Source organism: Pseudomonas sp. CFBP 5748, from assembly GCF_053850495.1.
Genome location: NZ_JBSPTN010000001.1, coordinates 338135 through 362275, shown reverse-complemented (window position 1 = coordinate 362275; position 24141 = coordinate 338135). Strand labels below are relative to the sequence as shown.

The window sequence follows — 24141 nt, the reverse complement described above, 5'->3', positions numbered from 1 at the left end:
CGCGATGGCGGCAGCCCAGGCAGTGAAGAACTAACTGCCACCCTCTTCCAACAACCGATACCCCACCCCCGCCTCGGTCGCAATGAACTTCGGCCGGGTCGGATCGTCGGCCAGTTTCTGGCGCAGATGACCGACCACGATCCGCAAGTAATGAGTGTCTTCGGTGTGGGTTGGGCCCCAGATGTCCTTGAGCAATTGCTGCTGGCTGATGACCCGCCCCGGGTGTCGTGCCAGTTGCGCCAGCACCGCGTACTCCTTGCGGGTCAGGGCCACTTCGGCGCCGTCCAACAGCACCCGGCGATACGCCAGGTCCACCGTCAGCGGGCCGAACCGCAGCGCCGCTTCCTGGGGTTCGCCTGCCGGGGCCTGGCGCAGCAGTGCGCGGACGCGGGCGAGGAACTCCTGGATGCCGAACGGCTTGGTCACGTAATCGTTGGCGCCGTTGTCCAGCGCCTCGACCTTCTGCGCTTCGCTGGCCCGCACCGAGAGCACCAGTACCGGCACCGTCGACCACTGGCGAAACTCGCGCAGCACGTGCTGGCCGTCCATATCTGGCAGGCCCAGGTCGAGCACCAGCAAATCGGGCTTATTCAGCGCCGCCAGGGCCAGGCCTTCGGTACCGGTGCCGGCTTCCAGCACCTTGTAGCCCTGGGAAGTCAGGCTGATGCGCAGGAATTTGCGGATCTGCGGTTCGTCATCGATGACCAAAAGGGTCGCGGTCTGGCTCATGGGGTCCATTCAAGGCAATCAGGTGAAAAGAGAATAACGCAGCGCCGCTCAGGCTTCATCGTCCATGCCCGGCTGAGGCTGCAACGGCAGGTGCAACGTGATGCAGGTGCCACGCCCGTCGAGGCCGTCGTCGACGCTGATTCGTCCACCGTGGGCGCCGACCATGCCCTGACAGATCGCCAGCCCCAGCCCGGTGCCCTGCCCACCCCGATCGCCGCGGGCAGCGGTGTAGAACATATCAAAGATTTTCTCCCGCTCTTCCTGAGGGATCCCCGGCCCTTCATCGGCGACGGCAAAAAACACTTCGCTGTCGGTCGTGCCGGCGCTCAGCAGCAACCGCCCGTGAGCCGGTGAAAATCGCGCGGCGTTCTCCAGTACGTTGACCAGGGCCTGCTCGATCAACGCCGCGTGGACATACAGCAAGGGCAACTCGGCAGGCACTTCGACACCGACCGCCAGCGGTGCCAGCACCGCCCGCAGACGGTTCAGCGCGCTGCCGACGATATCGGCCGGCGCCACCCAGTCCCGCGCCAGCTTCAGGGCGCCGTGGCCGAGACGGGTCATGTCCAGCAGGTTCTGGATGTAGCGATCCAGCCGCTCGGCCTCATCGCGGGTGCCTTCGAGCAGTTCACGACGATCCGCCAGCGGGATCGCCTCCCCCAGCGCCAGCAGACTGTCGATACTGCCGCGCATGGACGTCAGCGGCGTGCGCAAGTCGTGGGACACCGACGCCAGCAAGGCGCTGCGCAGTTGCTCGGTCTCGCCATGCAAGCGTGCCGCTTCCAGGTCCTGGGCCAGTTGCGCCCGTGCCAGCGCCTGGGCCAGGGGCTGACTGAGGGCGGCCAGCAAGCGGCGTCGCTGGCCACTCAGCGGCTTGCCTTCGTTCGGGCACACGCCCAGCAGCGCCAGCGGCCCACCCTCCGCCGACAACGGCCACCACCACCAGCGCCCGGACGGCAGCGTCCCGGTGCCAGCACCGGCCGGCTGATCGTGCTGCCAGGCCCAGTCGGCCGCCGCACGTTCGGCTTCGGTGAAGGTCAACGGCTCGCCGGTCTCGACCTTCCAACTGCCCTGGCTGTCGCGGTTAAGCAAGCAAAGCTGCAAATCGTGCAAGCTGTTGAGGTGCTGCGCGGCGGCGCTGACCACTGCCTGGCGGTCGGTGGCGGCAGTGAGTTTGCGCGACAGATCGAGCAACTCACCGGTTTCCTGCTGGGTATCACGCAGGGCCTGCAACTGGCGGCGCTGACGGGCCGCGAGGTTGCCGGTCAGGGCGGCCATCAGTAAGAAAAACACCAGCGTCAGCACATCTTCCTCACGCTGGATGGTGAGGGAAAAATTCGGCGGGATGAACAGAAAATCATAGGCCAGGAACGACAGCGCCGCGCAGGCCAACGCCGGGCCGAGGCTGCTGCGTACCGCTACCAGCAACACCGCCATCAGAAACACCAGGGAAATATTGGGCAACGCCAGCAACCCCGAAACGCCCCAGGCCAAGGCGCTGGCCGCCACGGTCGCCAGCAGCGCCAGCACATAGTCAAACCCCGTCTGCACCGCACTTGAACGCACGCGAGCGGGACGCGGTTGTTCATCGCTGTCCAGCACATTGATTTCCAGGCCCCGCGCATCGCGCAGCAGGCGTGAAGCGAGGCCGCCACCGAACAGCCGCCTGCGCAGGCGTGGCCGCGACTGCCCCACCAGCACCAACGTCGCGCGTCGCTCGGTGGCGTGCTGGATCAAGGTCTTGGCGACTTCGCCGGCCCGCAGCAGCACCACTTCCCCGCCGAGACGCTCAGCCAGTTGCTGAGCACTTTGCAGGTATTGGCGCGACGACTCGTCCCGCGCGCCACCGTTGTCCACATGCACCAGGCTCCACGGCAGATGTCGGCGCTGGGCAACGCGGCTGGCGTGGCGTACCAGACGTTCAGCCTGAACGTCACCGTCGACCCCCACCAGCAGTCGCCCGCGCACCGCCGGAGCGGCCTGGCCCAGTTGTCGATAACCCTGGGTAAGGTCGTTGTCGACCTGAGCCGCGGCGGTTTGCATGGCCAGTTCACGCAACGCGGTCAGGTTGGTCTGGGTGAAAAACGCATCGATTGCCGCCCGCGCCTGCTCCGGCACATAAACCTTGCCATCGCGCAGACGCTCCAGCAGCTCGCGCGATGGCAGGTCGATCAGCAGCAGTTCATCGGCCTCCTGCAAGACCCAGTCCGGGAGTGTCTCGCGAACCTGCACGCCGGTGATGCCGCGGACCTGATCGTTGAGGCTTTCCAGATGCTGGACGTTGACGGTGGTGTAGACATCGATGCCGGCGGCGAGCAGGTCCTGAATGTCTTGCCAGCGCTTGGCATGGCGGCTGCCGGGGGCGTTGCTGTGGGCCAGTTCGTCCACCAGCACCAGGGCCGGCCGGGCCGCGAGCAAGCCGTCGAGGTCCATCTCTTCGAGCATCACCCCGCGATACTCCGAACGCACCAATGGTTGCTGCACCAGGCCGCCCAGCAGCGCTTCGGTTTCGGCGCGACCGTGGGTTTCCACCACACCGGCGACGACTTTCACGCCTTGGCGCAGTTGAGTGTGGGCTGCTTGCAGCATGGCGAAGGTCTTGCCGACACCGGGCGCCGCGCCAAGGAAAACCTTGAGCCGGCCACGGTCGTTGCGGGGCAGATTGGCTAACAGTGCGTCGGCGCGGCCGGAGTCGCTCATGCTGGGGGATCTCTTGTTTCGAATATGTTCAATCACCCTGTGGGAGCAAAGCTTGCTCGCGATGAACGATAACGCGGTTCTGCCGTTGAACCGTGTCGTCCTGATCGCGAGCAAGCTTTGCTCCCACAAGCTCTACTTCCACAGGTTTACAGTTTTTCCAGGGCCAGATTCAACGCCAGCACATTCACCACCGGCGGCCCCACCAGGGGTTGCTCGATGTGGGCATCGAGCAATTGCTGCACCGTCGAAACCGGCAGGTTACGCGCCGCGGCGACACGCGCCAGTTGATAGGCAATCGCGGCCGGTGGCAAGTGCGGGTCCAACCCGCTGCCGGAGGTGGTCAACAGCGCCAGCGGTACCGGGCCCTGACCGGGCACTTGCAGTTTGCCGGCGTCTTCGATCACCCGCGTCGCCAGGGCCGGGTTGCTCGGAGAATAGTTGCTGGCGCCGCTGGCTACCGTGGCGAAGGCCCCGGCCGATGGCCGTGGATGAAACCAGGCATCGCCAGTGAAATCCTGGGCAATCAACGTCGAGCCACGAACCTTGCCGGCGGCATCGACGATCAGGCTGCCGTTGGCCTGGGAGGGAAAGGCGACTTGCGCCACGCCAGTGACCAGCAGTGGGTAAGCGACGCCGGTGATCAGGGTCATCAGCAATAGCAGGCTCAAGGCCGGACGAATTAATGTGAACATCCAAATTTCCTCAGTTGAAAACACATCTGTGGCGAGGGGATAAATCCCCTCGCAACAACGTCAAAAGTTGGTGTCGTTAACAGGCTCAAACCAGCCCCAACGCCGTCAGCAACATGTCGATCGCCTTGATCCCCACGAACGGCACCACGATCCCACCCAGGCCATAGATCAACAGATTGCGCCGCAACAGCGCCGCCGCGCTCGCCGCTTGCACCCGGACGCCACGCAAAGCCAGGGGGATCAGCACCACAATGATCAAAGCGTTGAAGACGATGGCCGACAGGATCGCGCTCTGCGGGCTGCTCAGGTGCATCACGTTCAACACCCCGAGCTGTGGATAGATCGAGGCGAACAACGCCGGCAGGATCGCGAAGTACTTGGCGATGTCATTGGCGATGGAAAACGTCGTCAGCGCGCCACGGGTCACCAGCAACTCCTTGCCGATCTGCACCACGTCCAGCAACTTGGTCGGGTCGCTGTCGAGGTCGACCATGTTGGCCGCCTCCCGCGCCGCTTGCGTGCCGTCGTTCATCGCCATGCCGACATCCGCCTGAGCCAGGGCCGGAGCGTCGTTGGCGCCGTCGCCGCACATCGCTACCAGCCGACCGTCGTTCTGCTCATGACGGATGCGCGCCAGTTTTTTCTCCGGCGTGGCCTCGGCCAGCACGTCATCGACACCCGCCTCGGCAGCAATCGCAGCGGCGGTCAGCGGGTTGTCGCCGGTGACCATCACGGTACGGATCCCCAGCTTGCGCAGCTCGGCGAAACGCTCGCGGATACCGGGCTTGACCACATCCTTCAGATGAATGGCACCCAACAGTTTGCCGTCAACACAGACCAACAATGGCGTACCGCCGCTTTGGGCAATCTTGTCGACCTCCCGGGCCAACGCTGGCGGCAACTCGGTTTTTGCCAGGCCGATAAAGCTCAGCAGCGAATCCACGGCGCCCTTGCGGTAAATGCGCCCCTGATAATCGACACCCGACAACCGGGTTTCAGCACTGAACGGTACGGCGGTCAACGCCTCATGGCTTGGTTCGGGTTGCGCATGCAAGCCTCGCAGGTACTCGACGATAGACTTGCCCTCAGCCGTGTCGTCGGCCAGCGAAGCGAACAGCGCGCCTTCGGCCAGCTCTTTGGTGCTCACACCAGGGGCGGTATAGACCGCTGCACAGCGACGATTGCCAAAGGTGATGGTGCCGGTCTTGTCCAGCATCAACACATGCACGTCCCCCGCCGCCTCTACCGCGCGGCCGGACTTGGCGATCACGTTCAGGCGCACCAGCCGATCCATCCCGGCAATGCCGATGGCCGACAGCAGCCCGCCGATGGTGGTGGGAATCAACGTCACCAACAGCGCCACCAGAAACACCAGCGGCAGGTTGCCGTTGGCGAAATGGGCGAACGGTTGCAGCGTCACCACCACCAGCAGGAAGATCAGCGTCAGGCCGATCAGCAGGATATCCAGCGCCACTTCATTCGGGGTTTTCTGGCGCTTGGCGCCTTCGACCAACGCGATCATGCGGTCCAGGGTGGACTCGCCAGGGTTGCTGGTGATGCGTATCAGCAACCAGTCGGAGACCAGCCGCGTATTGCCGGTGACGGCCGAGCGATCCCCGCCGGATTCGCGGATGACCGGTGCCGACTCGCCAGTGATCGCCGCCTCGTTGACCGCAGCGATGCCTTCGATCACTTCACCGTCGCCGGGGATCATCTCCCCGGCTGCGACGCGCACCACATCGCCTTTGCGCAAACGGGTAGCGGGGACGTCTTCAAAACCGTCGGCGGTCTGGCGACGTGCACTCAGCCCTTCGCTGCCGGCCTTGAGACTGTCAGCCCGGGCCTTGCCGCGCCCCTCGGCCAAGGCTTCGGCGAAGTTGGCAAACAGCACGGTGAACCACAGCCACAGGGCGATCTGCGCGGCAACGAAGGTCGGCACGGCGTTGTCAGGAATGAAGCACAATACCGTGGTGAGGATCGCGGTCAACTCCACCACCAGCATCACCGGGGCGCGGTGCAATTGGCGCGGGTCGAGCTTGACGAAGGCTTGTACCAGGGCTGGCCGCCACAGGGCGGAGATGGCGGTTTTCGGTTGCTCCGGCGCCTTGGCGACGACGGTTTTGCTCATCGGCATATTCATCTTCATATCCCTCAGAAGCCCAGGCTCAGGTGTTCGGCGATCGGGCCCAGGGCCAGGGTCGGCAGGAAGGTCAGGCCGCCCACCAGCAGGATGGTCACGGTCAACAAGGTCACAAACAACGGACCGTGGGTGGGAAAGCTGTTCTGGCCGATCGGCGCGGTTTTCTTCAGCGCCAGGCTGCCGGCCAACGCCAGCACCGGCAGGATGTAGCCAAAACGACCGATCAACATGCCCAGGCCCAGCATCAGGTTGTGGAAGGGCGTGTTGGCGCCGAAACCGGCGAAGGCCGAACCGTTGTTCGCCCCCGCCGAGGTATAGGCGTACAGCAACTGGCTGAAACCATGGGCGCCAGGGTTACTCACCGCTGCGACCGGCCCGGGCAGGCTCGCGGCGATAGCACCGAGTACCAGCACGCTCACGGGCATCACCAGCAGGGTTACCACCAGCAGTTGTACTTCCCTGGCCCCGAGCTTCTTGCCCAGGTATTCCGGGGTGCGGCCAATCATCAACCCGGCCAGGAACACCGCAATCAGCACGTTCAGCAACATCCCGTAGAGACCGGCGCCGACGCCGCCGAAGATCACTTCGCCGACCATCATGTTCACCAGCGAGACCATGCCGCTGAGCGGGTTGAGGCTATCGTGCATGCCGTTGACCGAGCCATTGGACGCCGCCGTGGTGGTCACCGACCACAGCACCGTGGCGGTGGTGCCAAAGCGCGCCTCCTTGCCCTCCAGTGGCGCGGTCTGCTCCACAGCGGCGTTGTTCAGCGCCGGGTTGGGCTGGGATTCGGCCCACAGTGACGTGACGCCGCCGAGCAAAAACAGCACAAGCATGCAGGCGATGATCGCCCGGCTCTGGCGCAGGTCCTTGACGTAATGACCGAAGGTGAACACCAGCGCGGCGGGGATCAGGATGATCGACGCGACTTCAAACAGATTGCTCCAGGCCGTCGGGTTCTCGAACGGGTGCGCCGAGTTGACGCCGAAGAAACCGCCGCCGTTGGTGCCCAGTTGCTTGATCGCGATCTGGCTGGCGGCCGGACCCAATGGGATCACCTGATCCACGCCCTGCATCGTCACCCCGTGCACATAATGCGCGAAAGTTTGCGGCACGCCCTGCCACACCAGGAACAGCGCCAGCAGCAGGCACAGAGGCAACAGCCCGTAGAGGGTGGCACGGGTCATGTCGACCCAGAAGTTACCCAGCGTTGCGGTGGATTTGCGCCCGATCCCGCGACACAGCGCCACCAGCACGGCCAGGCCGGTGGCGGCACTGACGAAGTTCTGCACCGTCAGGCCGATCATCTGGCTCAGGTAGCTCAGGGACGCTTCGCCGCTGTAGGACTGCCAGTTGGTGTTGGTCATGAAACTGACGGCAGTGTTGAAGGCCTGGGTCCACTCCATGCCCGGCACTTTCTCAGTGTTGAGCGGCAAATGGCCCTGCAACAGCAGGATTGCGAACAACAGCGAAAAACCCGCCAGGTTGAAGGCGAGCAAGGCCAGGGTGTATTTCTGCCAACTCTGCTCAACAGCGGGATCGACCCCTGCCAGGCGATAGCAACCACGCTCCAGCGGGCCAAGAATGGGTGAAAGCCAAGTGCGCTGGCCTTCCATCACCCGGTAGTAAAAACGCCCCAGAAATGGGGCCGGAATCAGCACCAACGCGAAAAAGGCGAGGATCAGCCCGTAGTCATAACCGTGCATAGCCGCTCCTAGTTCCGATCCGCGCGCAACAGCGCGACCAGTAGATAAATGAACAGCGCCACTGCCAGCAGCAGCGACACCCCGTCCAGAAGGCTCATGGGATTTCTCCGTGGTACGGCGTCGTGCCGTGTGTGGAGTGATTGTCGGCAGGGAGGCTGTAAAGGAACGAGATCTAAGGGGGGCTTGGGTGATAAAGAATGTGTAAAGAATGGTTTTTTCGGCTAACTGGGATGGCCTCATCGCGAGCAAGCTCGCTCCCACATTTGACCTGTTGTGAATAGAAAGTCTGTGGCCACTGAAGATCCCCCGTGGGAGCGAGCTTGCTCGCGATGAGGCCAGCCCAGCCACTGATGCCCTGAACTGGAGCACAAAACCGAGCGATCCGGCAGCGAACATCCCCGATACGACACGATTTCAGCCTTTACGACGGCTCCCGCCACCCTGGCACGCCCACTGCAATGCCCCCTTCCAGCGCTTTTGCTATAGATCAAAGGGGAGCCACCGATGAACACACAACTCAAACCGACCCTGGGCACCCTGCATTTATGGGGCATCGCCGTCGGCTTAGTAATTTCCGGCGAGTATTTCGGCTGGAGCTACGGCTGGGGCGTTGCCGGGACGCTGGGCTTTCTGGTGACATCGTTCATGGTCGCGGCCATGTACACCTGCTTCATCTTCAGTTTCACCGAACTGACTACCGCCATTCCTCATGCCGGCGGACCGTTTGCCTACAGCCGTCGCGCCTTCGGCGAGAAAGGCGGCTTGATCGCCGGGCTGGCGACACTGATTGAATTCGTCTTCGCCCCACCGGCCATTGCCCTGGCCATCGGCGCCTACCTGAACGTGCAGTTCCCGGCCCTGGACCCGAAACACGCGGCGGTCGGTGCCTACATCGTGTTCATGGGCCTGAACATCCTCGGGGTGAAACTGGCGGCGACGTTCGAGCTGATCGTCTGCGTATTGGCGGTGGCCGAACTGCTGGTGTTCATGGGCGTCGTGGCCCCGGCGTTCAGTTTCAGTAACTTTGCCTTGAACGGCTGGGCCGGCTCCGATGTGTTCGGCGCGCCGGCGATTGCCGGGATGTTCGCGGCAATTCCCTTCGCCATCTGGTTCTTCCTGGCTATCGAAGGCGCTGCGATGGCCGCTGAAGAAGCCAAGGACCCAAAACGTACGATTCCCAAGGCCTACATCAGCGGCATCCTGACCCTGGTGGTCCTGGCCATGGGCGTGATGTTCTTCGCCGGCGGTGTTGGCGACTGGCGCACGCTGTCGAACATCAACGATCCGCTGCCCCAAGCCATGAAAACCGTGGTTGGCGAAAGCTCCGGCTGGTTGCACATGCTGGTATGGATCGGCCTGTTCGGCCTGGTGGCGAGTTTCCACGGCATCATCCTTGGTTACTCGCGGCAATTCTTCGCCCTGGCCCGCGCCGGCTACCTGCCCGCCTCCCTCGCCAAACTGTCCCGCTTCCAGACCCCGCACCGGGCCATCATCGCCGGCGGGCTGATCGGCATCGCAGCGATCTACAGCGACAGTTTGATCAACCTCGGCGGCATGACCCTGACGGCGGCGATGATCACCATGGCCGTGTTCGGCGCCATCGTCATGTACATCATGAGCATGCTCAGCCTGTTCAAACTGCGTAAAACCGAACCCAACCTGGAACGCACCTTCCGCGCACCGGGCTATCCACTTGTACCCGGCATCGCCCTGGTATTGGCCGTGGTGTGCCTGGTGGCGATGGCTTGGTTCAACGCGCTGATCGGGCTGATCTTCCTCGGTTTCATGGCGGTAGGTTTCCTGTATTTCATGCTCACCGCACAACTGCGTGCGGATGCGCCGGCCGATGCGATGTTGACCGGGCTATGAGGTGAGCCAGGCATAACGGGCGTAGTATTGAACCACGGCGAACAACCTTCGCTCATAAGTGGTAGGTGCGATGGACCGGCGAAATGTGCGTTCGTCCATCGCCCCCTCAAGGAGAGCCCTATGCCCTGGTATGCCTGGTTGATTCTGATTGTTGCAATCGGCTCGATCGTTGGTGGTTTGATGATGCTGCGCGACACCGCCAACAAGGTTGAGCTGACGGATGAACAGCGTAAGCGTGTTGCCGAGCGCAATGCGGAGATGGATGCGAAGGAGGCCAAGGATCGTTGATCCGTAGCCTGTACACCGCTTTTGTGGCGAGCGAGCATGCTCCCTCGCCACAAAAAGCCTGTTGCCGTCGCCGAATTACTTCTCCCAATCCGCCTTGGCAATGTGCAACCCATGCAGCCCCTTGTACGCCGCCCGCTCAGGCTGGCTCCAGCCTTCCAGCAATGAATCCTCCAACCGATAGATCTCCACCCCCAGCGGACGACAGACACTGAGTGGATCCTGCGCATCCGGCCCCCACATCGCCAACGACAAGTCCCCGCCGGGGCAAGTAGACAAAGCACACAGCAAATCGATCTCGGCAAAAAACTCCAGGTAATCACCTTTCTGTGCCGGGCAAGCCTTCATGAAGTACATGTCGTCATGATTGAGCCCGGTGCACTGGAAAATATTCAATACGTCGTGCACATCGAACTCCGTCAAGCCATGGGGCAACACCGCACGGGTCAGGTTCGAGTGGCAGTGATGGTGGAAGTCCTCGCCGGTGAGCATCTTGTTCACGTAGGGGTCACAGCGGGTCCCCAGCAAATCGTGCAACCGCCCGCCATGCTCATCAATTCCGTAGCCAGCGAGGCTGTCATCAGTGATCGTCACCAATGGCCTGAGGAATGGCAGGTTCGACCACAACCGATCATAGGTGCTGACGTGGGCGCCCTGAAGCTGACGCGTGCGCGCCGCCCACAGGCGCTCCCGCGGATCGTGGGCGTTCCAGACGTTGAAGTCGCCCACCTGCGGGCCTACAGGTGTCGTGACACGAAACACATGCCCAGCCGGCACATGCCACGCCCTCCCCGTGCGGATTGGCACTTCGAACTGTTCGATCAGTGTGCGCTGGCCCTGCTCGGCACGGATGCGGTCGTAGAAGGGTTTGTCCACCTGCAGGGCTGAGCCTTTGCTGACCTGGTAGGCGGCTGGGTAGTCTTTGTACATGGCGCGGATCCTTGATCAGTGGTGGATCGATGGGGTCAGGAACTGCAGAAGCTGTTGCTCGGAATCGTCGAGATAAAGACTCATCGCTTCATAGGCCGCGCCCTTGTCGCCTTCGGCCAGCCAGTCATGAATGTCGCGATCCCGGGATAACCACGGTGCCTGGAAGCGCGGTTCATCGGGCGCGGCGCAAAACACCAGGCGTAATTGCGCAACTACGTTGGTGAAAAACTCATTGAGTAACGGGCTGCCCATCAACCCAACGACGTGTTGATGGAACGCCAAGCCATGAGTACCGACCGCACGCCAGTCCTCACGCTCCCGAGCCAGCTCGGCTGCCTCGAGGGCTTCGAGCATTCGGTCGGATTGATACTCACGCAGAGGCTGACTGCCTAGGATGGCTTGGAGCTCCAGAGTGCGACGGACCTTGAACAAGTCTTGCACATCACCAACGTTCAACCTGCGGACCATCACCCCCTTGTTACGCACATAACGAGTCAACCCCTCCTGCCCCAGACGATGCAACGCCTCGCGAATGGTATTGCGTGAAACGTTGTAGGCCGACACCAGGTCGCTTTCCACCAAAGCCATGCCGGGCAGCAAGCGACCGCCGATGATGTCGGCACGTAGTTCGAGGGTGATGTGGTCGGCTAGTGAGAGTTCGCTGTTCATGGTCGGGGGCTCGAGATTGTTCAACAATCGTTTGGTAATGAGTAATCACGATTTGTGCCAGCTGCTCTCACCTGCCCCTTTCATAATGCATCGCTAAAGTCTCTTGGGACAGGTTCGCAGCATCACCTGATAGGTCGCCAAAACGCATCCCCTTGGATGGTCTCCGGCAACGATGGTGTGCTGTACAACTCCCCCCGTTATCGGACAATGCCACATCAACCATCTCTCCACATTGCTGCGCAGCGATTGGCAGTGCCCCTTTTCCAAAGGCCATGCCAACGAATCAAAAAAGTTGGTATGATTAAAAAAAATATCAATCTAACATCAGGACAAACATGCATAGAATCCACTCGATAGACTATCTACGGGGCCTTATGGCGTTGTCTGTTTTATTTTATCACTTCGCTAGCTGGAGCGTGGGAGTCCCAGATGCCAGCTCTGTGTTAGGCAGACTTGGCATCTATGCGGTTTCAATATTTTTTATAATTAGTGGAATGTCACTTTTCACAGCATACAAAAATTACACATGGAGCAAAGACGAATTAATCAGTTTTATAAAAAAGCGATATCTGAGACTAATTCCAGCGTTCTGGGCAGCATGCCTCCTAGTTACTATTTTATTTTTTCTCACCATCGACAACTACTCAATCCACTGGAAAACTCTATTTTATAATATTTCGCTAACTTTTGGCTTCTTTAAACCTGGAAACTATCTAACTGTCGGCGGCTGGTCAATTGGCAATGAAGTTGTTTTTTATGCCATGTTTCCGCTCATTATGTGGCGCTTCAAAAAGCGAAGCCATGCGATAACACTTGCACTCACAATAACTTTCGGCACCTTCTCACTTTATGCACTGCATAAACTTTCCGCCGATGCAACGCTCGCTACCCAATGGAAAATCTACATCAACCCACTAAATAATGCATTCCTATTTACCCTTGGAATATTTATAGCTTGGGCTAGTGAAAACCTAAAATTTAAAATACCGCAAAGCGTGCTCATAGCCACCCTAACGATGAGCACGGCTTTATTTGTAATATACCCAGCGAGTGGCAATCAGATTTCTATTGTAACCGGAATTGATCGCATGGTCTTCACTGCAATCTGTGGCGCTATTTGCTTCGCAGCACTCAACATCCAACTAAATTTAAGCAGCAGCATAACGATCCCCCTTAAGAGCCTTGGCGACATATCCTATACAATTTACATGTTCCATGGAGTATTCGGCCAATTCACACTTCAACTAATTGCGCCTGCATTAGACATCACTGACCCGAAATCAAAATATCAACTACTCATGTACTTCACCCTTCCTATCACCCTTGCCTGCTCATATTATTTTTTCAATCTAGTGGAAAAGCCAGTAATAAACCTCGGTAGACGACAATTGGCTGTTCCAGCAACGAATTGAAAGACCCTGGGTGCGAGTTACCACACAACGATCTGCGAGAGCAGCTCCGCAGATCAATAGGGAGATGATTAAAATACTATTCGCAATTGAGCAAAAACCAATCGTCCGTTCCGGACAACGTTAACGCGGGCATCAGGAAAAACACCCTCCGTGTTGGCCTGACTGAGGTATGGATAGAAAGGCGCGTTTAGCGAGAAAGCACAAAGGCCAGTCAGATTCGACCGGCCTCTTTCAGCTCCCGCGCCTCAGTTCACTTCCAGCTTGTCACGATTCCTGTCCAGAAGCGCCTTGCCAATCCCCTTGACCTCCAGCAATTCCTCCACCGACGAGAAGGCCCCATTACTCTCACGGTACGCAACAATCGCCTTGGCCTTGGCCTCACCTATCCCCGCCAACTCGCGTTGCAGCGTAGCGGCATCTGCCCCGTTAAGATCCACCTTGGCGCCCTGCGGCTTTGCCGATACTTCCGTTGCCGGAGGCGCAACTGCCGTCTCGATTTTGACCGTAGGCGCAGCGATAACCGCTATAGAGGCGCTGGTCAGAAGGGCAAAAAGCAGAGAGTAGAAATAGCCTGTACGCATAAGTGACGCTCCATGACATCGTTGAGAGAGAAGCAGCTTTTCCGAAGCTGCCTCTCAAACTTAGGCGATGATGAATCACTGTCAAAAATGTGTACGTTACAGTATGTGTAACAATCAGGGATCAAGGCGGCGCTGCTGATAGATCCAGTCGACAATCTCCCCGTCCGGGGCGTAGCCGCTGACCGTGTTCCTAAGCAACTGGCGGACTCTGGCGTAATCATCGTGCTCAATGGCAGCGAGCAGCTCCGACAGGCTGGCCTTGAGCACATCCCAAGGCAGATGATCTTCGTTGGCACTCATGATCATCGGGTGCTGGGTCGCAACGACGTTGTCGCCAATCAGCAACTCCTCGTAAAGCTTCTCGCCTGGACGCAGGCCCGTGAACTTGATCGAGATGTCGCCGTGGGGATTTTTCTCCGAGCGGATACTCAAACCAGACAAATGAATCATTTTTTCCGCCAGCTCGACAATCCTTACCGGCTCGCCCATATCCAGCACAAACACGTCCCCGCCCAAGCCCATGGAGCCTGCCTGAATCACCAGCTGAGCAGCTTCGGGAATGGTCATGAAATAGCGCGTGATCTTCGGATGGGTGACGGTCAGTGGCCCACCGGACTTGATCTGTTTATGGAACAGCGGAATAACCGACCCGGACGAGCCCAGTACGTTGCCGAACCGGACCATCGTAAAACGGGTTTTATTAACGCGGGATACGTTGGCTTTGTCGCCAAACAGCACGGGCGCCAGCTCGCGACTGAGGGCCTGCAAGGTCAGTTCAGCGAGTCGCTTGGTGCTGCCCATTACATTGGTCGGGCGCACAGCCTTGTCTGTGGAGATCAAGACGAAGTTGGACACACCTGCCTGCAACGCAGCCTGCGCGGTATTCAACGTTCCAATCACATTGTTCAGGATACCTTCGGCGATGTTGTGTTCAACCATCGGAACATGTTTATAGGCGGCGGCATGATAGACCGTGTCGACATTCCAGGTTTTCATCACGTCCAGCAACTTGTCCTGATCCCTTACGGACCCCAGGATAGGCAACAACCGAACAGATAACGACTCTCGAACTATACGAGGCTCAAGTTCTGACAAGATGCTATATAGATTGAATTCGCTATGCTCGAAAAGCAGCAGCGTTGTTGGCTTTAGCGTCAGGATTTGCCGACAAAGTTCAGAGCCGATGGATCCCCCGGCCCCGGTCACTAGAACGGCCTGTCCTGTGATGCAATGTTTAAGCAAATCGGCTTGAGCTGGCACTGCATCGCGCCCGAGGAGGTCCGCGATATCGACTTCCTGAATATCATCGACCTTGACCCGGCCGCTGGCCAGATCCATGAAGCCCGGGACGCTGCGCACATGCAGCGGGAACCTTTCAAGCAGCGTCAATATCTCTCGACGACGGCCTCGGGATGAAGAAGGTACCGCCAGCAGAATTTCCTGCGCACCAGTTGCATCAATCATCTTTTGGATATGTTTGGGCTGGTAGACCTGTAACCCTGCAATAACGCGGTCAGCGATGCTGCGGTCATCGTCAATGAAAGCGACCGGACGCATCACCCGCCCCATACGCAATGCGGCCACGAGTTGGTTACCTGCGGCCCCGGCACCATAAATAGCAACCTTGGGCAGGCCATCGTCACGATTGGTAAACGGGACATGCTGGGCTGCGGTAAACCAGTCGCCGAGGAAATATTGCCGCATCACCAGGCGCAAGCCACCAATCATGATGAGGCTCAGCCACCAATAGTTGAATATGATCGAGCGAGGTACCACGGTTTTATGGTTGCTGTACCAGTACACCACGAGCGCCAGTAACAAAGCGGAGAGGCTCACCGCCTTGCAGATGGTGATCAACGCGTCGTTACCGAAATAACGCATGACGGCGCGATACATGCCAAAGCGAATGAAAATCGGAATGGCAACCAGTGGGGCCGATGCGAAAAGCCAAAGATGTGTTGCGATAGGGCTGGCCAATACCTCGACCCCCAGTCGAACAATGAACGCCAGCCACAGGGCAATCCAGACCAATATGATATCTGTCGCCACTTGGATCGCGCGTTTATGGCGTCTTGGCAATCCCAACAAAGCGGCTCTTAACTTATCTATAAACCCTTCACGCACCTTGACCCGCTCCTAAACAAATCCATTCCTGATGCACGCGGTCACATCATCAATGTGGGAAAAACGGAAACCGGAAACCTTACCCTGAAATCAGGCGCTCTCAACCCCGCCAGCATGAAACCTATGGGCCAGCAGCACCAACGGCACGTAAGCCACTATCAAAGCCAACGCGCCATCCAGCTGCCACAACACGACACATGCCGCCAGAGGCAACAACCAGAACAAATTGATTGCAGCCACCGCCAGCGTCACCGGCAGATGCCGACCATACTGACGCGAAGCAAACTGATAGGCATGGCTGCGATGAGCCTCATAGACCTTGTCGCCTCGTATCAGGCGCCGAAGCAAAGTGACAGTTGCATCGACGATAAAGACACCCAGCAGAATAAGCCAGGCCCAGAACAAGTCCTGAGATACCCAAGCTACCTGCAGAGAGATAACCCCAAGAGCTATGCCCAAGAAACCACTGCCCGCATCCCCCATGAAAATCTTCGCGGGCGGGAAATTCCAAAACAGAAAACCCAGCACTGCAGCCGCCAGCATCAGCGGTGGCCAGACCAGATCAGTGAAGCCCGTCAGCACATAGAGCAGGCTTGCGCTCAAGCATGCCAGCAACGCTTCTACACTGGCGATACCGTCAATACCGTCCATGAAGTTATATAAGTTTAGAATCCAGACCAGGTAAAAAGCCGCGAGGACATGCCCAAGCCAAGATAAATCGAAGCTCACACCAAACAGTCTCAAGGGCGCCAAACCCTTTAGCCATAACAATGCCCAAACAGCCGCACTAAAATGCCCAAGCAGTCGCCACCGCGCGGCAATATGCCCATGGTCATCCATGAACCCAACGATGGCGACCAATGCACCTGCACCACCCAACGCTACGGCGTATTCGAGCGGAACCAAGCCCAGTTGACCCAGCAAAGCCAACGTCAGCAGGAACGCCACGACAATGGAGACACCGCCGCCTCTGGGCGTCGGGATACTATGCGAGCTGCGTGCGTTGGGAACGTCAATGATGCTACGCGCCATGGCGTAGCGTCGCAGCGCCGCTGTCAAGAACAGCGAAACCGTCGCGACAGAGACAAATAACCAGAAGTACATCATTTCGTTGGGTTCATCCTGAAGTGCCGCGCTGTCTTGTCCAGTGCGTCATCGACGCTCACGGGAGGGGTCCAATTCAAGAGTGCCCGGGTCTTTTCGATATCGACTTGCAGAGAACCACACAAACGCTGAGACAATGTGGCTTTACCCAACGCCTTGGCACCACACTCCAGGATCCAGCTGGGAACTGGAATAAGTCGAGCAGGCTTACCCAGCGAGCGGGCCATACGACTAAGTAACGCCGTGGTGGACAGGTCCTCCCCATCACTAACCAGAAACGTCTGATTCGCCGCTTGCGGGTGATCGATGCATATCACGATCAGGTCGACTAAATTGTCGATGCTCACCAGACTGCGGCGATTATTAATCGCACCGAATGGCAAAGGTACGCCTTTGTCCAACCAACGCATCATGCTCAAAAAGTTAGCCTTCACCCCCGGCCCATATACCAAGACAGGGCGGATAATGACCACTTCCATTCCCGTCATCTGCGCGATCTGCTTCAGGCTTTGCTCCGCCTCGCTCTTGGAAATGCCATAGGGGTCCGCAGGCGCAGGTACATCAGCAGCGGTGTAAGGATTGCCAGGCAATGTACCTTCACCATTGACTTTGATAGAGCTGATAAAAATAAAACGACGCACGTTGGCCGCAGCTGCCTGCCTTGCAAAATTGATCGTTCCTTCCACATTGACCCGCCGAAAGGCGCCAAGTGGGTCAGCTTCGGTATCATTCATCACATGCACACGAGCACCGCAATGAATAACGGTATCCACGTTGAGCAGGTGTGGCTGCCATTGGGTTTGCGGAGAAAATGTTTCGATCCGCGCAATGCTGACGGGCGCCGATAAACGCCCTTCACCGCGAACGACTGCGATTACAGACTTCTCACCGTCTGCTTGCAGTCGTTCGATTACCGCCCCACCTACAAACCCACTCGCTCCAGTCACCAGGATATTGTGCTTCATCGGTGGCTCACCTTGCGTAGCGTGGCTTTTCTGAAGAGGTCTTCCAAACGCGCCAGTAATTGCTTTTTGGAATAATGCTGAAGGTAATAGTCACGACCGTTTTCACCCATGACTTTACGTTGGGATGGGGAAGTATCAGCCAGGGCTTGAGTGATGCGCGCCAAGCCTTTCGCATCGCCCGACGCACAAGTAAAGCCAGCACCTGACTCGTTGATAACGCGCGCGGCTTCACCATTGATCATACCCAGCAGAGGTTTGCCTGAGGCTAGATAAGCTTGAACTTTGCCGGGTATGGTTTTTTCAAACACATCGTTGGTCTTCAACGAAACCAACAAAGCATCAGCATTCGCGAACAAGGTCGGCATAGCCTGCAGCGGATGTCTACCGAGGAGCAAAACATTATCCAAGCCACGTGCGCTCACCTGCTGACTCAGCCATTTACTCATCCGGCCATCCCCCACGATGGCCCAACGCACCGCGACTTTCCCACGCAATTGTTCTGCGGCATCCAGCACGGCAGGAAAATCCTGTGCCTCGCCCAAATTACCCGCAAAAACCACGGTAAATACCGACTCATCGCGCGCGAGTATCGAGACCGAGTGATCCGAAGGCCCGGAAAAGTCGTCTTCAGCCCAACTGGGGAAGTAGATCAGACGTTGCGGATCTATAGGCCGAGTGCAGTAACCTCTAACGTTCTCAAAAAAACCACTTGATTGCAGTAGAAGGTAGTCAGCGCGGTTATAGATTCGCGACACCATTCGGCCAACCAAGGACAGCAGCGCCGGTTTCTTCAGAACGCCAACCGCTCTCAATGTTTCCGGCCACAAATCCAGTACCCAAATGAAAACGGGAGTTTTTTTCAAGCGACCGATCACCAAGGCCGGGATAGCCGCCATGATAGGCGACACTGCATAGACGAAGATCGCATCGAAAGCACGCCCGCGAAGCGCATAAGCGCCGACGGTGGAAGCGCTGGTAAAAAAACTAAGATAGTTGAAAACCAACTGAATACTGCGTTTCCCGCGCGGAGCCATGGGGACCCTGACGATACGCGCACCATAATATTCGACGAACTGCTCAGGTGCGGACTTATGCGTCTCGAACTCCTTCCCTTCCGGATAATTAGGCACTCCAGTGAGCACCGTAACCGAATGCCCTTTTTCAGTAAAATCACGCACCAGATCGTTGATGCGCATGTTTTCCGGCCAGAAGTATTGCGTGACCACCAAAATACTTAGCTTACTCTCAGGCATATTCAAGGCTCGACTCAGTACCGTTTCCACACAACACGGTTCACGTAGTCGGTATAGCTGTGCACAATCCTGGCTACTTTCTCGGAAACGTTAGGCATGCTGTAGTCCGCCACCAGACGCAAGCTGCGCTCGGTGCCTGATAGTTGCGATTGGAGAATATTCAGTGCTTGCAGGACTCGCTCAACCTCCAAACCAACCATCATCACCGCTGCCTCCTCCATACCTTCTGGTCGCTCATGGGCTTCACGCAGATTCAAAGCTGGAAAGTTGAGAATGGAGGACTCTTCATTGATGGTACCGCTGTCAGACAATACCGCACGAGACTCTAGTTGCAGCTTGTTGTAATCCATAAACCCCAACGGCTTCAGCAGTCGGACATTTTCATGGAACACGATGCCCATGGCATCGACACGCTTTTGGGTACGCGGATGTGTGGAAACGATAACGGGCTGGCCAAATGTGCTGGCAACCGTGTTGAGCACCTCGACCAACTTCAGGAAATTTTTGTCCGAATCGACATTCTCTTCACGGTGTGCACTGACTAAAAAGAACTTGCCCGCTTCCAAATCAAGTCGCGTTAAAACATCCGACGCCAAAATGCTATCGCGGTAATAACCAAGCACCTCGAACATCGGACTGCCGGTCTTAATCACACGATCGGCGGGCAAGCCCTCACTGAGCAAATAGTCGCGGGCAATTGAGCTATAGGTCAGATTGATGTCAGCTGTGTGGTCAACGATGCGTCGGTTGATCTCTTCAGGGACGCGCATGTCAAAACAACGGTTTCCGGCTTCCATATGGAACGTGGGGATTTTACGCCGTTTGGCGGGAATCACTGCCATGCAACTATTAGTGTCACCTAACACCAGCAAGGCCTCAGGTTGAATAGTCGCCAACACCCGGTCCACGGCGATGATCACATTGCCAATGGTTTCTGCGCCGGTGCTGCCAGCAGCATTCAAGAAGTAGTCGGGCTTGCGGATACCCAAGTCCTGGAAAAAAATCTCGTTCAACTCATAGTCGTAATTCTGACCGGTGTGCACGAGTACATGCTCACAGTACTTATCCAATGCCGCCATGACCCGCGATAAACGGATGATTTCAGGACGAGTACCCACCACGGTGACAACTTTCAACTTCTTCAATACAGTATTCATGACCAATCCCTCAGGCCTGGGTAACAACAGGCATGGCGTACGTGTCTGGCCGCTCACGATCAAAAATTTCGTTAGCCCACAGCATTACGATCATTTCAGTTTCGCCAATGTTGGTGATGTCATGACTCCAACCGGGCACGGTTTCCACGATCTTGGGCGTTTCACCATCAGTGAAGAGTTCATAGAACTCTCCGCTGACGATGTGCCGGAAACGGAAGCAGGCCTGACCTTTAATAACCAGGAACTTTTCGGTTTTGCTGTGATGGTAATGCCCTCCCCGTGTGATACCCGGGTGGGCCGTGAAGTAGGAGAACTGACCGGAGTCCGGGGTCTTGAGCATTTCAACGAAGACGCCTCGCGCATCACCATGCTTGGGCACTTCGTAGGTGAAAACTGCCGGGGTAAAATAGCTCAGATAAGTGGAGTACAAAGCACGGACCAACCCCGTCCCAACCCGTTCGGTGATCAGGGTGTCGCGGCTTTGCTTGAACGCCTGCAGTTGATCGACTAACGCTCCCACCGTTGTGGCATAGACCGGTTGCACATCCAGATAGGGACCTTCTGCGAGGCCACCATCCATCACGTCGATAAAGCTCTGGATGACATCGTCGATATAAACCAACTGTAGTGGCGCAGCGGGATCATTAACGGTAATCGGTAGGTCTCGAACCAGATTATGGCAGAACGTCGCTACAGCCGAATTATAGTCAGGTCGTGCCCATTTTCCGAAAACGTTGGGCAAACGATAAAGGTAAACTGGTGAGCCTTGCTGTTTTGATAGATCAAGCAAAACTTGCTCAGCGTCCCGTTTACTCGCCCCATAAGGATTATCGACCTGCGCCTGTATGGATGAGGTGTAAATCACAGGTATCGATCGACCGGTGGCCTTGATGGCGGCACACAACGTTGCAGTGAGGCCGGTATTTCCCTCTCCGAACTCCTGAACATTTTGGGGTCGATTGACCCCGGCCAAATGAAACACAAAGTCCACACCCTCCAACATCGACAACAGAGTGGACGGCGCATCCTCGCGACCAAATCGAACGATCTGAACGTCGTGGCGTTCATGCAGGTGGGCTGTAAGGTTCTTGCCGACAAAGCCATTGGCCCCGGTAATAAGAACTTTCATGCCCCTCACTCCTCTGGAGTGGCATGCTCGCCACGCTGAATGGCCTGCATGAAATCCAGCTTCAGCAACAGGCGTTGCATACCATCGACGTCCAAACGCTCAGTGTTATGTGAGTTGTAATCCTCGGCACGCGAAATTCTCTCCTCACCTTGCTCGACAAATTTGCTGTAGTTCAAGTCGCGCAAATCAGGCGGGATTCGATAATAACCGCCACGGTCTTCGGCACACGCCATTTCTTCACGACTCAACAGGGCTTCGTACAGTTTTTCACCATGTCGGGTGCCGATCACCTGAATAGGGTGATCGGGCTTGCCCATCATATATGTCAAGGCTTTGGCGAGCGTATGTACTGTGGCGGCCGGTGCTTTTTGTACAAACAGATCACCATTTCGACCGTGCTCAAATGCGTAAAGAACCAAGTCCACGGCATCGGAAAGCGTCATCATGAAACGGGTCATGTTCGGGTCAGTGATTGACAATGAGCGCCTTTCACGGATCTGTTCGATGAATAGCGGAATCACTGACCCTCGGGAAGCCATGACGTTGCCGTACCGTGTGCCGCAGATAGTCGTCTTGCTTTCGTCGACATTACGCGACTTGGCAACCATGACTTTTTCCATCATGGCCTTGGAAATGCCCATAGCGTTAATGGGATAGACAGCCTTGTCAGTACTCAGGCAGACCACCCGCCGCACTCCATTCTGGATAGCAGCTTCCAGCACGTTATCGGTGCCGATAACGTTGGTTTTCACTGCCTCCATGGGGTGGAATTCGCAGGAAGGTACTTGTTTGAGTGCTGCGGCATGGAAGATATAGTCAACACCGCGAGTGGCGTTCAACACACTTTGGTAGTCACGGACATCACCGATGTAGAACTTTAGCTTGGTATTAGTGTAACGCTTGCGCATGTCATCCTGTTTCTTTTCATCCCGGCTGAAGATACGGACCTCAGTGATTCCGGTATCTAAGAAACGTTTGAGTACTGCGTTGCCAAAGGAACCTGTGCCACCAGTGATAAGAAGTTTTTTACCATTGAACATATGAACTGACCCTTGTCATGAACTGGGCAATTTTACGTGACTCGTCGAGCTGAATAATAATATCGTCACTCTGCTGAGCACTTCGATAACTGATCAGCACCACGCTTCCTCGAATACGCAGCAGCTACCCGCCGCCTCGTCACCACATTGCCGACGTCTATCTTATCAGAAATACCCGGGGTCAGCCCCGCTTCACGCCCCCCCCCTGGCTTCCTGACAGGATCGACAGCCGATGCACTCCGCAATGTAGCGACCACAAACAAAAGCACCTTGACAACACGTAAAAAATCAGAACCAAAAACAAAGTCACTTTAGCGAATGTAACTTATTAGAAATTATAGATAGAACCTCATGAAACCCATCGGACTCAATCGCTAACGGGTGAACAACCGCACCTATTCCGCACCCCTCATACTCAGCCACCAAGGTAGATGGATAAGATATTAACAAGTCAACCTCAGGAAAAAAGTCAGCACCGTCAACCACATGCCAATTTCTTGACTTTATAGCTTTACTTGGCGCAACCGTAGGATGGGGCTTATAAAAAAAATTAACATCAAAGTCGTGCACAAGCTGATCATATACAAACAGATGAAAATCTTCACATATCGCATGCCCAACTATTAAGACACTGAGCACAGAAGAATCAGCCAAGACAGGAGACAACGAAATTTTAGGTTTGAAAAAATTTATATCTATCCCGCCAAGATCCGAAGAAGACAAAATATTGTCACCAAATACCCTAGCAGCCCCCTCGTCATACACATACAGCTTTGTTACACTTTTCAATCTCGTAGGAATATCTAAAGAAAAGTTTGAATCCATGCTTGTTGAAGTCAGCCCAAGCAATGCCCCATGCTGAACAAGGGTCAGCACTGCGTTCTTCTTCTCAGCAACAAGACGATCCATGAGCACCGCCCACCGATTATAATGATCGGCCACAATAAATTCCTGAGCAGGTATTTTTTCAACAGCCAAATAAAATGCTATCCACTTGAACGCCGTATAGCTCTGCAAACTCCAATTCTTAAAAAAAAACCTACTTCTCATCTTACGCGAAACGATACAGGAGAGCCTTAACGCTCGAACACAATCCCTCCAAGTCAAAAGGGTTGAAAAGTCTACTGACGACACCTTAGGCCCCAAACTCAGCGCATCACAACCAGGCCATTTAATCAAACAGCCAACATCGGCTAATGCACCAGCAGATTGGAGAACATTTAAAGCTCGGAGAGAAGAACAAAAACCTACCGATGAATTTGAGGGCAACTCCAAATAACGACTGTCAAATCTATCCTTGAGAGCCATCAACCTCAAAAACTCAATAAAAAACCAACACTTGTCGCCACCTATTCGCCATATAAAACCAATTAAAACAATAACAAATCGAGCCAGACGCAAGTTTTCGCCGACCACACTCAACAATTTAGCGGGACGTGGTGCATAGGCCAAACTACTAGGCTCGCATGAGCAAAGCAGATAAACGCTTTTATCAACAGCCACTTCGTTTTTTGTAGCCGCGAGATAATGCATAAGCAACTTTAGTCTTTTGGATGACCTTTTATCTACACTCATCTCCCCTCGGCCCCCTCCAGAACATTTCACCACGTAAAAAATTCCCGGCATTCTACCAAGCAAAACACAAACAGCACAACA

General features: G+C 56.6%; 20 protein-coding genes. 3 read left to right on the top strand and 17 right to left on the bottom strand.

Features of this window, described 5'->3' with window-relative positions:
* Positions 1–30: 30 nt before the first annotated feature.
* From ACWNZ1_RS01700 to kdpF, 6 genes are all read right to left on the bottom strand, one after another.
* A complete protein-coding gene (locus tag ACWNZ1_RS01700) occupies positions 31–729 on the bottom strand; it encodes a response regulator (protein WP_456027313.1) in 699 nt (232 codons plus the stop codon).
* A gap of 48 nt (positions 730–777) precedes the next feature.
* On the bottom strand, positions 778–3429 hold the full coding sequence (locus ACWNZ1_RS01695) for a sensor histidine kinase (protein WP_135844393.1): 2652 nt from the start codon (positions 3427–3429) through the stop codon (positions 778–780).
* Positions 3430–3575: 146 nt separating this feature from the next.
* The gene (gene kdpC, locus ACWNZ1_RS01690; RefSeq protein WP_135844392.1) at positions 3576–4121 is read right to left on the bottom strand and encodes a potassium-transporting ATPase subunit KdpC; all 546 of its coding nucleotides are present in this window, start codon (positions 4119–4121) and stop codon (positions 3576–3578) included.
* Positions 4122–4206: 85 nt separating this feature from the next.
* Entirely contained in the window at positions 4207–6261 is a 2055-nt protein-coding gene (gene kdpB / locus ACWNZ1_RS01685) for a potassium-transporting ATPase subunit KdpB (protein ID WP_135844391.1), read from the bottom strand.
* 11 nt (positions 6262–6272) lie between these two features.
* Entirely contained in the window at positions 6273–7967 is a 1695-nt protein-coding gene (kdpA, locus tag ACWNZ1_RS01680; protein ID WP_135844390.1) for a potassium-transporting ATPase subunit KdpA, read from the bottom strand.
* Positions 7968–7975: 8 nt separating this feature from the next.
* Positions 7976–8065, bottom strand: a complete 90-nt coding sequence (kdpF, locus tag ACWNZ1_RS01675; protein WP_123414586.1) for a K(+)-transporting ATPase subunit F — start codon at positions 8063–8065, stop codon at positions 7976–7978.
* A gap of 406 nt (positions 8066–8471) precedes the next feature.
* On the opposite strand from kdpF, the gene eat reads away from it, so the two are divergent.
* Positions 8472–9836 carry an ethanolamine permease gene (gene eat, locus ACWNZ1_RS01670; protein WP_456027312.1) on the top strand — a complete coding sequence of 455 codons (1365 nt, stop codon included), beginning with the start codon at positions 8472–8474 and terminating at the stop codon, positions 9834–9836.
* A gap of 120 nt (positions 9837–9956) precedes the next feature.
* A complete protein-coding gene (locus ACWNZ1_RS01665) occupies positions 9957–10124 on the top strand; it encodes a DUF2897 family protein (RefSeq protein WP_003183831.1) in 168 nt (55 codons plus the stop codon).
* 75 nt (positions 10125–10199) lie between these two features.
* Here ACWNZ1_RS01665 and ACWNZ1_RS01660 read toward each other — a convergent pair whose 3' ends face one another.
* Positions 10200–11051: an urea carboxylase-associated family protein gene (locus ACWNZ1_RS01660; protein WP_135844388.1), complete on the bottom strand. Its 852-nt coding sequence runs from the start codon at positions 11049–11051 to the stop codon at positions 10200–10202.
* Between the two features lie 15 nt (positions 11052–11066).
* Positions 11067–11720, bottom strand: a complete 654-nt coding sequence (locus ACWNZ1_RS01655) for a GntR family transcriptional regulator (protein ID WP_135844387.1) — start codon at positions 11718–11720, stop codon at positions 11067–11069.
* A gap of 335 nt (positions 11721–12055) precedes the next feature.
* Between ACWNZ1_RS01655 and ACWNZ1_RS01650 the strand changes: the two genes are divergently transcribed.
* Positions 12056–13132: an acyltransferase family protein gene (locus ACWNZ1_RS01650; protein ID WP_456027311.1), complete on the top strand. Its 1077-nt coding sequence runs from the start codon at positions 12056–12058 to the stop codon at positions 13130–13132.
* A 245-nt stretch (positions 13133–13377) separates the two neighbouring features.
* On the opposite strand, the gene ACWNZ1_RS01645 is transcribed toward ACWNZ1_RS01650, so the two are convergent.
* The 9 genes from ACWNZ1_RS01645 to ACWNZ1_RS01605 all read right to left on the bottom strand — a co-directional run bounded on the left by ACWNZ1_RS01645 (position 13378) and on the right by ACWNZ1_RS01605 (position 24060).
* The gene (locus ACWNZ1_RS01645) at positions 13378–13713 is read right to left on the bottom strand and encodes a ComEA family DNA-binding protein (RefSeq protein WP_135844386.1); all 336 of its coding nucleotides are present in this window, start codon (positions 13711–13713) and stop codon (positions 13378–13380) included.
* A gap of 114 nt (positions 13714–13827) precedes the next feature.
* Complete coding sequence (locus ACWNZ1_RS01640) at positions 13828–15822, bottom strand: polysaccharide biosynthesis protein (protein ID WP_135847963.1); 1995 nt, start codon at positions 15820–15822, stop codon at positions 13828–13830.
* A gap of 105 nt (positions 15823–15927) precedes the next feature.
* The gene (locus tag ACWNZ1_RS01635) at positions 15928–16944 is read right to left on the bottom strand and encodes an MraY family glycosyltransferase (RefSeq protein ID WP_256452385.1); all 1017 of its coding nucleotides are present in this window, start codon (positions 16942–16944) and stop codon (positions 15928–15930) included.
* The gene (locus ACWNZ1_RS01630; protein WP_135844384.1) at positions 16941–17906 is read right to left on the bottom strand and encodes a UDP-glucose 4-epimerase family protein; all 966 of its coding nucleotides are present in this window, start codon (positions 17904–17906) and stop codon (positions 16941–16943) included. The genes ACWNZ1_RS01635 and ACWNZ1_RS01630 overlap by 4 nt, the downstream gene beginning before the upstream one ends.
* A complete protein-coding gene (locus ACWNZ1_RS01625; protein WP_178084242.1) occupies positions 17903–19159 on the bottom strand; it encodes a glycosyltransferase family 4 protein in 1257 nt (418 codons plus the stop codon). The genes ACWNZ1_RS01630 and ACWNZ1_RS01625 overlap by 4 nt, the downstream gene beginning before the upstream one ends.
* Before the next feature lie 14 nt (positions 19160–19173).
* Entirely contained in the window at positions 19174–20304 is a 1131-nt protein-coding gene (wecB, locus tag ACWNZ1_RS01620; protein ID WP_135847962.1) for a non-hydrolyzing UDP-N-acetylglucosamine 2-epimerase, read from the bottom strand.
* Between the two features lie 22 nt (positions 20305–20326).
* Positions 20327–21445: a UDP-2-acetamido-2,6-beta-L-arabino-hexul-4-ose reductase gene (wbjC, locus tag ACWNZ1_RS01615; protein ID WP_456027310.1), complete on the bottom strand. Its 1119-nt coding sequence runs from the start codon at positions 21443–21445 to the stop codon at positions 20327–20329.
* 5 nt (positions 21446–21450) lie between these two features.
* Positions 21451–22485: a polysaccharide biosynthesis protein gene (locus tag ACWNZ1_RS01610; RefSeq protein WP_456027309.1), complete on the bottom strand. Its 1035-nt coding sequence runs from the start codon at positions 22483–22485 to the stop codon at positions 21451–21453.
* 306 nt (positions 22486–22791) lie between these two features.
* Positions 22792–24060 (bottom strand): hypothetical protein, encoded by a 1269-nt coding sequence (locus ACWNZ1_RS01605; protein WP_456027308.1) that lies wholly within the window; start codon positions 24058–24060, stop codon positions 22792–22794.
* Positions 24061–24141: the final 81 nt, after the last annotated feature.

Bases quoted from the DNA above. Each gene is read 5' to 3' on its own strand.
- ACWNZ1_RS01700 (WP_456027313.1), bottom strand. From the start codon at position 729: ATGAGCCAGACCGCGACCCTTTTGGTCATCGATGACGAACCGCAGATC.
- ACWNZ1_RS01695 (WP_135844393.1), bottom strand. From the start codon at position 3,429: ATGAGCGACTCCGGCCGCGCCGACGCACTGTTAGCCAATCTGCCCCGC.
- kdpC (WP_135844392.1), bottom strand. From the start codon at position 4,121: ATGTTCACATTAATTCGTCCGGCCTTGAGCCTGCTATTGCTGATGACC.
- kdpB (WP_135844391.1), bottom strand. From the start codon at position 6,261: ATGAATATGCCGATGAGCAAAACCGTCGTCGCCAAGGCGCCGGAGCAA.
- kdpA (WP_135844390.1), bottom strand. From the start codon at position 7,967: ATGCACGGTTATGACTACGGGCTGATCCTCGCCTTTTTCGCGTTGGTG.
- kdpF (WP_123414586.1), bottom strand. From the start codon at position 8,065: ATGAGCCTTCTGGACGGGGTGTCGCTGCTGCTGGCAGTGGCGCTGTTC.
- eat (WP_456027312.1), top strand. From the start codon at position 8,472: ATGAACACACAACTCAAACCGACCCTGGGCACCCTGCATTTATGGGGC.
- ACWNZ1_RS01665 (WP_003183831.1), top strand. From the start codon at position 9,957: ATGCCCTGGTATGCCTGGTTGATTCTGATTGTTGCAATCGGCTCGATC.
- ACWNZ1_RS01660 (WP_135844388.1), bottom strand. From the start codon at position 11,051: ATGTACAAAGACTACCCAGCCGCCTACCAGGTCAGCAAAGGCTCAGCC.
- ACWNZ1_RS01655 (WP_135844387.1), bottom strand. From the start codon at position 11,720: ATGAACAGCGAACTCTCACTAGCCGACCACATCACCCTCGAACTACGT.
- ACWNZ1_RS01650 (WP_456027311.1), top strand. From the start codon at position 12,056: ATGCATAGAATCCACTCGATAGACTATCTACGGGGCCTTATGGCGTTG.
- ACWNZ1_RS01645 (WP_135844386.1), bottom strand. From the start codon at position 13,713: ATGCGTACAGGCTATTTCTACTCTCTGCTTTTTGCCCTTCTGACCAGC.
- ACWNZ1_RS01635 (WP_256452385.1), bottom strand. From the start codon at position 16,944: ATGATGTACTTCTGGTTATTTGTCTCTGTCGCGACGGTTTCGCTGTTC.
- ACWNZ1_RS01630 (WP_135844384.1), bottom strand. From the start codon at position 17,906: ATGAAGCACAATATCCTGGTGACTGGAGCGAGTGGGTTTGTAGGTGGG.
- ACWNZ1_RS01625 (WP_178084242.1), bottom strand. From the start codon at position 19,159: ATGCCTGAGAGTAAGCTAAGTATTTTGGTGGTCACGCAATACTTCTGG.
- wbjC (WP_456027310.1), bottom strand. From the start codon at position 21,445: ATGAAAGTTCTTATTACCGGGGCCAATGGCTTTGTCGGCAAGAACCTT.
- ACWNZ1_RS01610 (WP_456027309.1), bottom strand. From the start codon at position 22,485: ATGTTCAATGGTAAAAAACTTCTTATCACTGGTGGCACAGGTTCCTTT.
- ACWNZ1_RS01605 (WP_456027308.1), bottom strand. From the start codon at position 24,060: ATGAGTGTAGATAAAAGGTCATCCAAAAGACTAAAGTTGCTTATGCAT.